We start from the raw sequence: 14,153 nt of genomic DNA on the forward strand, positions 1-14,153 counted from the left end.
TTATTTACTTATCCTGGAACTTTATGTCCCACACTCCTTTTATTCCTTTACAAGCAATATTTCTATTGTTGATAGGATATATTTTATATTTGCTACCTCAAACTTTTTATAGAGATAGTATGAATAATTCTAAAATAAGTTGTTTATCCATATAAGATGATTTTAGTTTGTAGTCAGTCTCTGCACAAGCGTTTATGATGTTAAACAAACTTTCTAGTTTATAATGACGGGATTGATTGAGTGCTAGTTTTACTCTATAAGGATGTGCATTTACAGTCTTTGCAATTTGTTGCCCACTATAGCCTTTTTGACTAAGAATTTTACATTGATAATATAATCTATAATTACTAGTAATTAATGCCAGTAATTTTATAGGTTCCTCTTTCATAATAATTAAGTCATTGACTAATTGTATAGCTTTATTCTTTTTACCTTTTTGAATGTATTCAGTTAGTAGAAAAACATTTTGCTCTAAACTTCTATTAATAATTAGATCGATATCTTCTTTATTAATTATAGGTCTTTCGCCTATGAATAAAATTAACTTTTCCAATTCTTGAGAAACAATATTATAGTTAACACCAGTTAATTCAATAAATAATTCAAGAGCATCTTGCTTAATATCTTTATAATTATTGTTTAGTGTATTTTTAATCCAATGCTTTAATTCCTTCTCAGACATTTGTTCAATTTTCTTAAGTTGTGCATTTTTCTTTAATGTTTTCGTGAGTTTTTTTCGCTCATCTAGTTTAGACTGATACACTTCAAAAATAATGAGATTTTCACCATCATATTTTTCTAAAAATTTTATAAGCTCGTCAGAATTGTGATTTAAATCTTTAGAAAATTTTTCTCCTGTAAAAACATATGAGTTTTTAACAACAATTGCTTTTTTATCCGAAAAAAAAGGCATAGTAAGTGTCTCTTCAATAATCGGAGTTAGGTCACTCTCGTACAAATTGTATTTTACATAATTAAAGTCATCTATCTCTTGTCCTAGATAATCATTAACAATTTCTTTTGTTTTTTTTTCGACTAATTCTGGTACTTCACCGTAGACAGTGAAGATATGGTTGCTCATACGTACACCTTCCTCTATATATCATACGCATGAATTATATCACTTTACGATATACTTTCTCTAGCTAAACTCTTTTGATTTAAAATATCACGGTAGACTATGTAAACTTCTTCATCTAAATTTATAGTTAATTCCCCGTTGTCTTGAGTATCAAAAACTTTACTACCATAATATTTTAATCTTTGAATAACATCCAAATTAGGTAAATGATACTTATTATTTTTACCACTAGATATAAGACTGATTTTAGGTTCAATATCTTTAATAAATAATTCCGAACTACTTGTCCTACTTCCATGATGACCAACTTTTAGAATATCTATTTTTGGTAAATTATATCTCTTCATAAGAATGTCTTCATTATTAACAGTTGCATCTCCCATAAGTAAAATATTAATATCATTATATTGAATTAATGTAACAATAGAATATTCATTTTTATCATCACTTAATGGTATAAAACTATTTAAAAAGCTTATCTTACTATTATCAATTTCTATTTTTTTTACTTGGTTTACATCTATGATCTTTATCTCTTTCTCCTTGCATTTTGTCGTAACCTCTTTAAGTAATTCTAATGGGAAACTTTCAATATTTAAAACGAGATTATTCACATTAATATTATTTAAAAAATATATTAATTCACCCATATGATCGGCATGAGGGTGTGTAATTACTAAATAATTTATAGTGGTAATACCCTTTTTCTTTATACTGGGTAAAATTTTATATTTGGCAATATTATTATGTTTAAAACTTACATTTTCATTTCTTTTCCCTCCTGTATCAATCAAAACATTTTTATTTGACTTTGTTTTGAATAAAATGCTATCTCCTTGGCCCACATCAAAAAGTGTTAACTCGGCATAATGTGGTCCAATTAAATATGTAAAAATGATTAAAACAATTAAAAAACTTATTACGGATGTAACAATCCCTCTATAGACAAGTATGTAAAGAAAAATTAACGTTAGTATAATCAAAATAAGTAAACTATATTGGTTTAATTTAGGAATGTACCACTTAAAATGATTTAAATTTAAAAATAAATGAACTATCCAATCGTGAATTTTAAAAAGTATATTTATATAAGTATTTAATAGGAAGCTATGTTGAAAAATATGAATTAAAATAAAGTAGATAATGACAGAAGGAAATAATATAAGAGAGTAGAATGGAACAAATATAAAATTAGATAGCAAACCTATCCATTGAAATTGATTAAAATGATAGGTATTAATTACAATTGAACCTAATTGAGCCAAAAAGCTAATAATAAATAAACATTTAAGTGGTTTTAAACCACTTATATATGGTTTTGTCAATATAATAAATAAACTTATCAAAAAAGAGAACTGAAAACCAATATGATTAATAAATTGAGGATTTAAGACAATCATTAACACAAATATAAATGAAAGCACATGTATAGAACTTTTCCTAAAATGGATTGGCATAATAAGTATGATGATTGCAATTGAAATAGCACGCATGGCACTAGGTACAAATCCAGTATAAACAGCGTAGATTAATAATAGTAAAATAGTTACCCCTTTAATGAGAACTAGAGGTATATTTAAACGTACTAACAGTTGATAAACGAGGACAATAATTGTACCAACATGTGTACCACTTATAGCTAGTAAATGGTAAATACCTATATCTCTGATGTTAGATTTGTAGTATTCATCAATTAGAGAGGTATCACCAGTTATCAACGCTAATATTCTTTCAGGATGCGTGACTCCAGATTTATGAATAATTTTGGTGATATAATTTTGATGATGATATATAGGAGTGAAAATACTGTTTTCCTGGCAATACTTAAATTGAACTGTTGAAATATTCAACAAGAGAAACTCTTTATCGAATTTAAATTCTCCTTTAACTCGACAACTTTTATGAGTTAAATCTTGCTTCAAATTTGACTTTAATGCTTTATAAAAGTATCTATAGTCTTTATTTTTATAATTTAATATGCCAGTATAGTATGTTGATTTAGGTGTAAAAGATTTAAAACTAACAAAATCATCAATAAAAGGTTCACTATATAAACTATTTAAGTTTTTAATTTCAGTTTGGTTATAGGAACTTATTAAAAAAAATGAACTTATAGCTGAAATAAACATTAATGATAGTATTATAATATTAAGCCTTTTAATCATAATTAGTAACAAAAGCGTTAATATTAAGGAGATAGAGATTACTTTGAATTTTATCCAAAGTACCCCTACCAAAAAAGAAAGAGCAATGTAAAACATTGGTTATTCTTGAGTCAGATATTGAGCAACATATTCAGGTGAAAACGGAATTTTTTTATATTCAATTCCTGATTGCTTCAATAATTTAATGGCATAGTCATGATTATGATAATCTTGTGCATAGTAAATCGTTTTGATACCTGCTTGTATTATTGATTTCGTACAATTTAAACAAGGGAAATGAGTAACGTAAATCGTTGCACCTTCTGTTGATACACCCTGTTTTGCACATTGTAGTAGCGCGTTCATTTCTGCATGAATAGTACGTATACAATGTCCATCTTCAATCAAACATCCCTCATCAATACAGTGCACTTCTCCAGCTACTGAGCCGTTATATCCACCCGCTATTATTCTATTATCCTTTACTATTGTAGCACCAACTGATAATCTTCTACACGTTGATCTTAATGCCAGTAAATGACTCTGGGCCATGAAGTATTCTTCCCATTTAATTCGTTCCATTAACTATGCCTCCTTAAAATAAGTAGTTGTAATATTTATAGCTTAATCATTTAGATTTAATATTGCAATAAATGATGATTTAAATAGTAAAATGTTCTTTCAGTTTTTCAAATGTCTTCTTTCCAAATCCTTTTATTTTCATTAAGTCATTGATACTATTAAATCCATTATTTTTTTCTCTGTAATTTAAAATATCTTTAGCTTTACTTGGACCTATACCTGGTATGTTTTTCAATTGTTCTTCAGTAGCAGAGTTTAAATTCAAAGGTTGATTCGTGTTGATTTTTACGTCACTCGAATTCAATGCTGCTTGCTGTGAGTCTATTTTCATACTATTCTCACCCTTTTTAGGAACATAGATAAGTTTTTGGTCAACTAATTTTTCAGAAAGATTTAATTGTGATAAGTCTGCATCCTTTAATACCTCTGCTTTATTTAAAGCATCAATGACTCTATTCGAAGAAGACATTTCATATACATTCGGATGTTTAACAGCACCTTTAATATCGATAAATATTTTAGTTTCTTTTGTATTATCTTTTTGAATAGACACTTCTTTTTTATTTAACTTTTTGTTGTTTGTTATTTGCTGGTCAGATAATTTAGATTGTCCTTCCTGACTATTCTGTTTCAAATCACTATTGTTATCGTTGAACGAGTAAAAAAAGAATGTTATTAACATTATTAATATAATTAAGATGTACAATTTCCATTTCATAAAAAAATCGATATATCGCCTATTAATATTAAACACAAAAAATCACTCCTTCAGTATTATTAACGTACTGAGAAGTGATTTTACTTTTAAAAATTTATTTTTTAGCAACAAAAAATAAACGATGGGCATCTTCTTCATGACTGTGAATGTTAAAGTCTGTAAAAGTCTTAACATTATGATACCCAACATCTTGTAGTAAATTTCGATAGATTTGTTCGTCATATGTTCTTTGATAATGTGATTCGTCAAAGCGTCGATACAATCCATTTTGCTGTGATACAAAGAAAGTCATTTCATGATAAACACTTAATGGTTCTTCCCCACATATTGCATCCCAACCTACAAAAACATTATCAGATTCATCAATATAACTTTTATTATTAAATAATGTTTTCATTTTATGAACAGTATGTACATCAAAAATAAAAACACCATTTTTATTTAAATGCTGATACACTCTTTCGAATGTCATTTTTACATCATTTAATGTTTCTAAATAATTCAGTGAATCACAAAATATTGTAATCATATTAAATTTTTTGTTCAAATTAAAGTGAGTCATATTGCCTTCAATCCACTTCACCTGATTTGTTTTTTGGCTAGCTATTGATAACATATCTACACTAATATCCATACCAGTAACTTCACCTAGTGACGTTAGTAATTGTGTTAAGTTGCCAGTACCACAACCAATATCTAACAAATCATGACTATCAGAAGGTAAGAAATGTTGAACAATATTAAACCACGAATGATACGGTTGATCTTGAGTAAGTTGGTCATAAACTAAACTCATATCTTCATATTGATTCATGACTAAAATACTGCCTGACCATATTCTTTAATAGGTGCATCTTGATACAATTTCTCTAAATTGTAGTAGCTTCTTTCATCTTTATGAAACACATGAACAACTACATTTGCTAAATCAATAAGTATCCATCGAGCTTCTTGATAGCCTTCCATACGTTTAACTTCAATATCATGTTTATGTGCCACTTCTTTAACAGATCTAGCAATGGACTGAACTTGACGTTCATTGTTACCGTGACAGACTACAAAATAATCTGTCATATCACTAATTTCATTCATATTGAGAGAAATAATATCTTCTGCTTTCTTATTCTCCGCAGCTTCGACAGCAATATTTAATAATTCTTCTGAATTCATTTAATCATCCTTTATTCTTTCATCGCTATAATTATAATAATTTAAACACGCAATTGTGGCGTCATATACAGTAATATCCTTTTCTATTAAAAATAATACAGTGCGCTTAGAAATCTCATAAATTGTCTTATCTAAGCTACCTTGATTGTATGCCATATCTCTAATTTCTTCAACTCCAGGCGTTTTTCTACCAGGCTCTATATAGTCTGCAATAAAAACAAGTTTCTCAGTTTTAGTCATTTGTTGACGTCCAGTCGTATGATATTTTATAGCAAGTAAAACTTCTTCATCATTTACACCAAATTCATGTTTCATAATTGCCGCACATACTGGTCCATGAAGAATCTCTCCACCATAACTAAGCAAATCACTTTCAAGGTCATATTGTCTAACAATTTGATACATTGTACTTAAGTCTTCGTATTTACAGTAATCATGTAATATACCTGCCAACTCAGCTTTTTTGATATCACCATCGTATATTTCTGCTAACTTAACTGCGGTATCCGCCACTCGTAATGAATGTTGATAACGTTTATCAGGCAGTTTTTCTTTTACCAGTTCTTTAGCTTTACTTATCTCCATATAACCCCTCCTCCTTTATATAATTCTCTACCCCTTTGGGTACTAAAACTTTTATAGATTGGTTCATTTTCACTCTATTTCTAATCATTGTGGAGCTGATATCTATTCGAGGTATCTTTATAGAAATCATCTCTTTACTTACATTTTGGTTATCAGTTTCTCTATTCACAACAATAAAGGTTACAAGTTTTTTTAATTCATTAATTTTATACCACTTATCCAATTGTTTATACTGATCTGTTCCAATAATAAAGTATAACTGTGCATTATGATATATTTTTCTGAGATGCAAAATGGTTTCATACGTATAGCTTGGACCTTTTCTATCTAAATCAGTAGTGCAAATTTCACCAAATCCAATCTCCTTAATAGCGAGCTGTATCATTTTTACTCGCTGTACAGAATATAATTGCGTATTATGATGCTTTAAAGGGGCCATATAACTAGGCAAAAAGAAAAATATGTCTGGTTTAATAGCATGATAAACCTCACTTGCTACTGCTAAGTGAGCAGTGTGAATCGGGTTAAATTGACCGCCAAAGAGAACGATTTTTTGATTCATTATGGCAACTTGATTTCTTTATTTTCTTCAGACTCTTTATATAACACAATCATTGACCCGATTATTTGTACCAATTCACTTTGCGTTTGCTCAGCTACTAATGCTGCTAAATCTTTTTTATCATCAAAATTATTTTGTAATATATGAATCTTAATTAATTCTCTCTTTTCTAATGTTTCAGAAATTTGTTGAATCATATTTTCATTAATACCACCTTTACCTATTTGAAAAGTTGGATCAATGTTATGAGCTAAACTACGTAAATATCTTTTTTGCTTACCAGTTAACATCATAATTCTCCTTTCAATTCATGAATTACTACGTTTTTCATTGCTTCTATATCTGGTTCTAGATTAGTCCAAATTTTAAAACTTTCAGCACCTTGATGAACGAACATATCGAGACCATTATAGATTGGATTTCCTTTTTGTTCGGCTTCTATCAGTATTGGTGTTTTATATGGATTATAAACAATATCACTTACTAATGTATGAGAAGCTAAACGATTTAAAGAAATTACAGAATCTTTATTTCCGTACATACCAGCAGGTGTAGTGTTTATTATAATATCAAATTCATCTAAATGGCGTTCTGCATGGCTTAAATTTATTTTGTTAATATTTAACGACCAATTATTAAAACGAGACATCGTTCTATTTGCGATTGTTATAGTAGGACGAACGATTTTATATAATTCATTTGCTATGCCTTTACTTGCTCCACCTGCACCTAAAATTAATATATAAGCGTCTTCTATACCTTCATATATTTGCTTTAAACCATTGACATAACCAATTCCATCAGTATTATAACCAATCCACTTACCATCTTTAATTAAAACTGTATTTACCGCACCGACAGATTTCGCTTGTTCATTAATATCATCTAGGTACGGAATAATACGTTCTTTATGTGGAATAGTAACATTGAATCCATCAATGCTCTTTTCTGAAATTATTTTTTTAATGTCTTGCAATTGATTAACTGGTACATTTATCGCTTCATAAGTGCTTTCCAAATTTAAAGATTGAAAATTTGCATGATGCATCAATGGCGATAATGAATGAGAAATGGGGTTTCCAATTACTGCAAATTTCACTTTTATCACCTCATTTTAGAGAATTGAATTTCTTAAAATAACATCTACATGTTTTGGAACACGAACTATCACTTTTGCACCAGCATCAATAGTTATGAATCCTAAACCAGATATCATTATGTCACGTTTAGTTTTACCGGTTTCCAGTCTTACTGCTTTTACATCATTAAGATTAAATTGTTGTGCATCTTGAGGTGGTGAAAGCAATGCGCCTAATTGGGATTTCCATAAATCATTAGCTTTTTCGGTTTTAGTTCTATGAATATTTAAATCATTAGAAAAGAAACAAACAAGTGGTCTTTTACCACCAGATACATAATCAATGCGTGCCAATCCTCCGAAAAATAATGTCTGTTTTTCATTAAGTTGATACACACGTTGCTTTATTTCATTTTTAGGTATGATGATTTTCAACTCATTTTCAGATACATAGTTTGTCATTTGATGTGATTGAATGATACCTGGTGTATCAAACATAAATGATTTTTCGTCTAATGGAATATCTATCATATCTAAAGTTGTTCCTGGAAAGCGTGATGTAGTTACTACATCCTTTTCTCCCACACTCTGTTCAATTAATTTATTAATTAATGTAGATTTCCCAACATTTGTTGTACCTACAATGTATACGTCATCTTTATTTCTTACATGGTTTATAGATTGCAATAATTCATCAATCCCCCAACCTTTATTTGCAGAAATAAGAACGACATCTTCTGCTTCTAATCCATATTTACGAGCAGATTTTCTTAACCATTCTTTTACACGTCGATGATTAATTTGTTTAGGTAATAAATCTATTTTATTTGCCACTAATATAATTTTTTTATTACCAACAATCCGTTGTATTGCATTGATGAATGACCCTTCAAAATCAAACACATCTACTACATTGACAATAATTCCTTTTTTTTCAGATAGTCCAGTAAGTAGATTTAAAAAATCTTCACTTTCCATACCCACATCTTGAACTTCATTATAATTTTTCAATCTAAAACATCTTCTACAGATGACATCTTCTCGAAACATATTATGTTCTGGAACATAGCCGGGTGCGTCTTTATTTTCTGACTGTAGGGGTGCACCACATCCAATACATTTTAGTATTTCATTCAATCAATTTTCCTCCCATTTAATATAACCTTTTTTTCTAAAATGATTTAATAATCGTCTTTCAATTAATCGATTAAACTTTGTAATTAATCCATCAGTCCGTTTAACAGGTACTACCATAATTGTATATAAACCATTACAATTGCCACCAAACACATCAGTAAGCATTTGATCTCCTACAACAACAGTTTCTCTCGGTTGGATTTTCATTTTTTTTATAGCCATCTTAAAGGCTTTCCCCATTGGTTTACGTGCTTTGAATATATAATCTACACCTAAACTACTAGAGAAACTTGATACACGACTTTTATTATTATTTGACACAATTGTAACAGTTATTCCTAAATCTTTAGCCTTAGCAAACCACGATTTAACACCGTTAGTAGGTTCTTTAACATCCCAACCAACAAGTGTATTATCTAAATCAGTTATGATACCTTTAACACCACTATCGGCAAGTTTTTCTATATCAATTTCAAATATTGATTTCACATATGCATTTGGCATAAATAATTTTTTTATGATTCCCACTATCTTTTCACCTTTACCTTTATAATGATTCTACTAATAATGAAACTGTCTCACTAGATGATAAAGCTGCTTTATCTAAAAATTCTTCAAAAGAAATATCGGCTTTACCGTTTGCTAAGTCAGAAACAGCTCTAGTTACGATAAATGGTACTTTAAATTGGTAACATGTTTGTGCAATTGCAGTTGCCTCCATTTCGACAGCCATAGCTTCTGGAAATTGTTGCTTAATTTTTTGTCGCTGCTCTGAGCTACCTATAAAACTATCACCACTAACAATCATACCTACTTTACCATTCAGTTGTTGTTGTTCTAATACATGCATTGTTTTTTTCAACAATGTAGGATCAGTAGTATAAGTTTTAGGCATTTGAGGTATTTGTCCAAATTCATAACCAAACGCTGTAGCATTAGCATCATGATATAAAACATGGTTACTCACTAATATATCTCCAATAGATAGTGTTTGATCTAATGCACCTGCTGATCCAGTATTAATGACGACTTCAGGATTAAATTTTTCTAATAACAAAGTCGTTGAGATAGAAGCATTAACTTTACCTATACCACTTTGTGTTAAAACCACCTCTTTGTGGTTTAGCGTGCCAACATAAAATTTAACATGCGCAATATTTATTTCATTCATATCATTCAATTTACGCTTTAAAATCGTCACTTCTTCTTCCATTGCTCCAATAATTCCTATCATATATCTTTTTACACCTCATTTATAAAGCATTAGCATAAGTATTTTATCACATTTTAAATATCTCCACGATAGCGAGTTTTAAAGTATCAATGCTTAAATCGCTATGGTTAAATAATATCTATTCTTATTTATAATTAAAAACTACCCTGCAATTGATTTAAAAACAGTTGCGGGTAGTCATAGAACTTTATTATAAAATTAACCTTTCCAAAGACTTGCTAAATCTTGTAATGAAAAAATACCAGTCATTATCGTGACAATGACGGCTATAATACCAAAAACAAGCATCCATGTTGGGTGTTGGTAATCACCAACGATAGATTTTTTCCTACTTGCAATGAGAATTGCACCTAATGTGATTGGTAGAATCCAACCATTAATCGCTCCAGCTATTATAAGTAAACTCACCGGTTTACCAATAAATAAGAAAATAAAAGTTGAAATTACAATAAATATAATAACGATAAGATTATTTTTATGGAGTAACGATTTGTGTAGTGTTTTTAAAAATGTTGCGCTTGTATATGCAGAACCAATTACGGAGGACATTGCTGCTGCAAATATTACTACACCAAAAATATTTTTACCTATAGGACCTAATGCATGTTGGAAAACCGATGCTGGTGGGTTATCTGAACTAAGCGTAACGCCAGTTACAACAACACCTAGTACAGCTAAAAACAATAAGGCACGCATAACACCAGTTGTTAAAATACCTGCTATAGCAGAGCGATTTACGAAAGGAAGGTATGTTTTACCTTTTATACCAGAATCTAGAATTCTATGTGCACCTGCAAAAGTAATATAACCCCCTACTGTACCACCAACTAATGTAATTATAGGTAATATAAGTTTGAAAGGATGTTCAGGTGCAAATGTATGTACTAATGCATCTCCATAAGGGGGATTTGAAACGACCATGACATAAGCTACTACTAAAATCATTACGATACCTAGAATCATACTAATAACATCCATTATTTTCTGACCACTTCTACTAACAAAGATAAGAATCGCAAAAATAGCTGTTATTGCACCCCCCCATTTGACATCAAGACCAAATATTGCATTTAAACCTAAACCTGCACCAGCAATATTACCTATGTTAAATGCGAGACCTCCAAATGCAATTAGAATGGAGATAATAGTACCAAGTCCAGGTAATACTTTATTAGATATTTCTTGACCACGTAAACCAGTTACCACTAATATTCTCCATATATTTATTTGAGCGCCTATATCTATAATAATAGAAATTAATATTGCGAATGCAAAACTAGCATAAAATTGTGCAGTAAACACTGCAGTTTGAGTCAGAAATGCTGGACCAATAGCTGATGTAGCCATTAAAAAAACTGAACCATATAATAATCGTCTATGCTTTTTTGTGAATTTAAAATTTTGTCCTTTTTGATTGAAATCTTGTTTTGTATTTTCCCCCATCTTTTGACCCCCTATAAGGATTGAATATCAATGCCTTCTTTCATTAATTCATTTCTAATTTGCGTAACAAATTCTAATGCGTGTTCACCATCTCCATGAACGCAAATTGTATCTGCTTTCAAATCGATGATTTTTCCATTTTTACTTATAACTTTATTTTCCAAAACCATTTTTAATGCTTGTTGGATTGCTTCGTCTGTATTAGTGATAGTGGCATCGGTTTTTTTTCTACTTACCAATTGTCCATCATCTTCATAACGACGGTCAGCAAATACTTCCGAAGCTACCCTAAGCCCAACTAATTCAGCTTCCGAAATAAGTAATGTATTCGCTAAGCCGACAAATATTAGATTTGAGTCGAAATCAAAAACTGCTTGAGCAATTGCATGTGCAATTTCTTTATTTCTAGCCCCCATTTGATAAAGAGCACCATGTGGTTTAACATGCTTCATTTTTACATGATTGATTTTACAAAAGCCACTTAACGCACCTAATTGATATACAACTAAGTTATAAATTTCATTTGGAGTAAGATCCATTTTACGACGACCAAAGCCTTTCAAATCAGGAAGACCTGGATGCGCTCCAATACTTATATTATTTTTTTTCGCTAATTGAACGGTTTCATTCATAACATCTTCATCACCTGCATGATAACCACAAGCAATATTAGCAGAAGTTATTAATGGTAAAATATGCTGATCTCCACCGAATGTATAATTACCAAAAGCTTCTCCTAAATCACAATTTAAGTCAATTTTCAACTTCATTTCACCTCTTTAATGATTTGATGTTTTTCAAGAAATTTAATATCTACTTTACTTGCATCGCCTTTTGCATATATTGGATAATTTAAAACCGCATATAGAAAGTCAGCTGTAGTAGTAAAACCTTCGATGACCAGTTCATCTAACGCAACTTTTAGTTTATTAATAGCAGTTTGTCTATTAGAATCCTTTACAATCACTTTAGCTACAAGTGAATCATAATAAGGAGAAACTTGATAACCTGTGTAAAGTAAAGAATCTACACGTATATTAAATCCTTGAGGTAAGTGTAATTTATTAACTTTTCCTGGAGTAGGTAAAAAATTTTTTTCAGGATTTTCAGCATTTATACGTGCCTCAATTACATGACCATTAAATAAAATATCTTTCTGAGTGAATGGTAATTCACCGTGTGTTAATAAATATAACTGAGCTTGTAATAAGTCTCTATCAGCACGCATTTCTGTAACTGTATGTTCAACTTGAATACGAGCATTCATTTCAATAAAGTAATGTGCATCTTCAGTAACTAAAAATTCTATAGTTCCAGCACTACGATATCTTGAAGCTTGAGCTACTTTAACTGCGTCGTTACATATTCTTGTTCTTCTTTGTTCAGTTAATGCAGCACAAGGCGATTCCTCTATTAATTTTTGATTCTTTCGTTGAACAGAACAGTCGCGTTCACCTAAGTGAACATAGTTATTTTTACCGTCTCCGATAATCTGCACTTCTACATGTTTTGCTACTGGTATGAATGCCTCTACATACACTCGATCATCATTAAAGTATTTTTGTCCTTCACTTTTAGCCTCTTTCAAAGCCTGATCCAATTGAGATGCTTCTTTAACAATTCTTATGCCTTTCCCACCACCACCACTAGCTGCTTTTAGTACAACTGGAAATCCTATTTCTTTGGCTAATAATTTAATTTCATCTACACTTTGAACAGCATCATTAGAACCTGGTATAACAGGTACTCCTGCTTGTTTCACAGTTTGTCTGGCAGTAATTTTATCCCCCATCATTTCCATAGTTTTCTTACTAGGACCAATAAAATGTATATGATTGTCTTCAACGGCTTTCGCAAAATTCGTAGATTCCGATAAGAAACCATAGCCAGGGTGAATAGCGTTTGATTCTGTAACTTTTGCAGCAGATATAATACGATCAATATTTAAATAACTGTCTAATGGATTTGCTTCACCTATGCATATTGCTTGATCGGCTAAACTTACATGTAAGCTAGTTTCATCACCTTTTGCATAAATGGCAACTGTCTCTATGTTAAGCTCTCTACAAGCTCTTATAATTCTTACTGCTATTTCGCCTCTATTTGCAATCAAACATCGATACATCAATGAATTCCTCCTATTTAACTCTGACTAGTAGCTGATCATATTCAACATTGTCTCCATGTTCTACTAATATTTCTGTGACCTCACCTGAAACATCCGTAGTTACTTCATTCATAACTTTCATAGCTTCAATGTAACCGATAACATCTCCTTCAGTTACTGTATCGCCAACTTTAATCTTAGGTTCTGTTAATTCTTTACTATCTTGTAAGAAGAATGTTCCAACCATAGGAGATTTAATCTCTTGCTGGTCATTTGATATGGCTTCTTGTTTTTCATCATAGGATTTAATAT

Annotated in this window: 16 protein-coding genes and 1 pseudogene; all 17 read right to left on the bottom strand. The window is 30.4% G+C overall.

Features of this window, described 5'->3' with window-relative positions; translation table 11 throughout:
• Positions 1–106: 106 nt before the first annotated feature.
• Entirely contained in the window at positions 107–1,081 is a 975-nt protein-coding gene (holA, locus tag HMPREF2663_RS00890; RefSeq protein WP_002446575.1) for a DNA polymerase III subunit delta, read from the bottom strand.
• 44 nt (positions 1,082–1,125) lie between these two features.
• On the bottom strand, positions 1,126–3,342 hold the full coding sequence (locus HMPREF2663_RS00895) for a DNA internalization-related competence protein ComEC/Rec2 (RefSeq protein ID WP_070845582.1): 2,217 nt from the start codon (positions 3,340–3,342) through the stop codon (positions 1,126–1,128).
• A 3-nt stretch (positions 3,343–3,345) separates the two neighbouring features.
• Positions 3,346–3,807 carry a ComE operon protein 2 gene (locus tag HMPREF2663_RS00900; RefSeq protein ID WP_002446577.1) on the bottom strand — a complete coding sequence of 154 codons (462 nt, stop codon included), beginning with the start codon at positions 3,805–3,807 and terminating at the stop codon, positions 3,346–3,348.
• 79 nt (positions 3,808–3,886) lie between these two features.
• Entirely contained in the window at positions 3,887–4,561 is a 675-nt protein-coding gene (locus tag HMPREF2663_RS00905; RefSeq protein WP_070845584.1) for a helix-hairpin-helix domain-containing protein, read from the bottom strand.
• A 58-nt stretch (positions 4,562–4,619) separates the two neighbouring features.
• Positions 4,620–5,339 carry a class I SAM-dependent DNA methyltransferase gene (locus HMPREF2663_RS00910; RefSeq protein ID WP_070845586.1) on the bottom strand — a complete coding sequence of 240 codons (720 nt, stop codon included), beginning with the start codon at positions 5,337–5,339 and terminating at the stop codon, positions 4,620–4,622.
• A gap of 2 nt (positions 5,340–5,341) precedes the next feature.
• The gene (rsfS, locus tag HMPREF2663_RS00915; RefSeq protein WP_002457756.1) at positions 5,342–5,695 is read right to left on the bottom strand and encodes a ribosome silencing factor; all 354 of its coding nucleotides are present in this window, start codon (positions 5,693–5,695) and stop codon (positions 5,342–5,344) included.
• Complete coding sequence (gene yqeK, locus HMPREF2663_RS00920; protein WP_002475691.1) at positions 5,696–6,280, bottom strand: bis(5'-nucleosyl)-tetraphosphatase (symmetrical) YqeK; 585 nt, start codon at positions 6,278–6,280, stop codon at positions 5,696–5,698.
• The gene (locus tag HMPREF2663_RS00925) at positions 6,267–6,842 is read right to left on the bottom strand and encodes a nicotinate-nucleotide adenylyltransferase (protein WP_002446583.1); all 576 of its coding nucleotides are present in this window, start codon (positions 6,840–6,842) and stop codon (positions 6,267–6,269) included. Before HMPREF2663_RS00925 ends, yqeK begins: the two co-directional genes overlap by 14 nt.
• The gene (yhbY, locus tag HMPREF2663_RS00930; RefSeq protein ID WP_002475687.1) at positions 6,842–7,132 is read right to left on the bottom strand and encodes a ribosome assembly RNA-binding protein YhbY; all 291 of its coding nucleotides are present in this window, start codon (positions 7,130–7,132) and stop codon (positions 6,842–6,844) included. Before yhbY ends, HMPREF2663_RS00925 begins: the two co-directional genes overlap by 1 nt.
• Positions 7,132–7,941: a shikimate dehydrogenase gene (aroE, locus tag HMPREF2663_RS00935; RefSeq protein WP_002490286.1), complete on the bottom strand. Its 810-nt coding sequence runs from the start codon at positions 7,939–7,941 to the stop codon at positions 7,132–7,134. Before aroE ends, yhbY begins: the two co-directional genes overlap by 1 nt.
• A 15-nt stretch (positions 7,942–7,956) precedes the next feature.
• A complete protein-coding gene (yqeH, locus tag HMPREF2663_RS00940; protein WP_001832784.1) occupies positions 7,957–9,057 on the bottom strand; it encodes a ribosome biogenesis GTPase YqeH in 1,101 nt (366 codons plus the stop codon).
• Positions 9,058–9,561, bottom strand: coding sequence for a YqeG family HAD IIIA-type phosphatase (locus HMPREF2663_RS00945; protein ID WP_202595933.1), 504 nt, complete (start codon positions 9,559–9,561; stop codon positions 9,058–9,060).
• A gap of 43 nt (positions 9,562–9,604) precedes the next feature.
• Positions 9,605–10,291: a 5'-methylthioadenosine/adenosylhomocysteine nucleosidase gene (locus HMPREF2663_RS00950; protein ID WP_002475168.1), complete on the bottom strand. Its 687-nt coding sequence runs from the start codon at positions 10,289–10,291 to the stop codon at positions 9,605–9,607.
• A 198-nt stretch (positions 10,292–10,489) separates the two neighbouring features.
• The gene (locus HMPREF2663_RS00955) at positions 10,490–11,734 is read right to left on the bottom strand and encodes an NRAMP family divalent metal transporter (protein ID WP_070845588.1); all 1,245 of its coding nucleotides are present in this window, start codon (positions 11,732–11,734) and stop codon (positions 10,490–10,492) included.
• Positions 11,735–11,745: 11 nt separating this feature from the next.
• Positions 11,746–12,498, bottom strand: coding sequence for a 5-oxoprolinase subunit PxpA (pxpA, locus tag HMPREF2663_RS00960; protein WP_002490285.1), 753 nt, complete (start codon positions 12,496–12,498; stop codon positions 11,746–11,748).
• 2 nt (positions 12,499–12,500) lie between these two features.
• Positions 12,501–13,859 carry an acetyl-CoA carboxylase biotin carboxylase subunit gene (locus tag HMPREF2663_RS00965; protein ID WP_070592834.1) on the bottom strand — a complete coding sequence of 453 codons (1,359 nt, stop codon included), beginning with the start codon at positions 13,857–13,859 and terminating at the stop codon, positions 12,501–12,503.
• A 13-nt stretch (positions 13,860–13,872) separates the two neighbouring features.
• Positions 13,873–14,115: pseudogene (locus HMPREF2663_RS13160) on the bottom strand (acetyl-CoA carboxylase biotin carboxyl carrier protein subunit); the annotation flags it as partial.
• Between the last annotated feature and the right edge of the window lie 38 nt (positions 14,116–14,153).

Origin of the sequence: Staphylococcus sp. HMSC077D08 (assembly GCF_001837945.1) — a bacterium.
Lineage (GTDB): Bacteria > Bacillota > Bacilli > Staphylococcales > Staphylococcaceae > Staphylococcus > Staphylococcus epidermidis.

What these genes read in the sequence shown, in the direction of transcription:
- holA (WP_002446575.1), bottom strand. Translation starts at nt 1,081, where the DNA reads ATGAGCAACCATATCTTCACTGTCTACGGTGAAGTACCAGAATTAGTC.
- HMPREF2663_RS00895 (WP_070845582.1), bottom strand. Translation starts at nt 3,342, where the DNA reads ATGTTTTACATTGCTCTTTCTTTTTTGGTAGGGGTACTTTGGATAAAA.
- HMPREF2663_RS00900 (WP_002446577.1), bottom strand. Translation starts at nt 3,807, where the DNA reads ATGGAACGAATTAAATGGGAAGAATACTTCATGGCCCAGAGTCATTTA.
- HMPREF2663_RS00910 (WP_070845586.1), bottom strand. Translation starts at nt 5,339, where the DNA reads ATGAATCAATATGAAGATATGAGTTTAGTTTATGACCAACTTACTCAA.
- rsfS (WP_002457756.1), bottom strand. Translation starts at nt 5,695, where the DNA reads ATGAATTCAGAAGAATTATTAAATATTGCTGTCGAAGCTGCGGAGAAT.
- yqeK (WP_002475691.1), bottom strand. Translation starts at nt 6,280, where the DNA reads ATGGAGATAAGTAAAGCTAAAGAACTGGTAAAAGAAAAACTGCCTGAT.
- HMPREF2663_RS00925 (WP_002446583.1), bottom strand. Translation starts at nt 6,842, where the DNA reads ATGAATCAAAAAATCGTTCTCTTTGGCGGTCAATTTAACCCGATTCAC.
- yhbY (WP_002475687.1), bottom strand. Translation starts at nt 7,132, where the DNA reads ATGTTAACTGGTAAGCAAAAAAGATATTTACGTAGTTTAGCTCATAAC.
- HMPREF2663_RS00945 (WP_202595933.1), bottom strand. Translation starts at nt 9,561, where the DNA reads ATGCCAAATGCATATGTGAAATCAATATTTGAAATTGATATAGAAAAA.
- HMPREF2663_RS00950 (WP_002475168.1), bottom strand. Translation starts at nt 10,291, where the DNA reads ATGATAGGAATTATTGGAGCAATGGAAGAAGAAGTGACGATTTTAAAG.
- HMPREF2663_RS00955 (WP_070845588.1), bottom strand. Translation starts at nt 11,734, where the DNA reads ATGGGGGAAAATACAAAACAAGATTTCAATCAAAAAGGACAAAATTTT.
- HMPREF2663_RS00965 (WP_070592834.1), bottom strand. Translation starts at nt 13,859, where the DNA reads ATGTATCGATGTTTGATTGCAAATAGAGGCGAAATAGCAGTAAGAATT.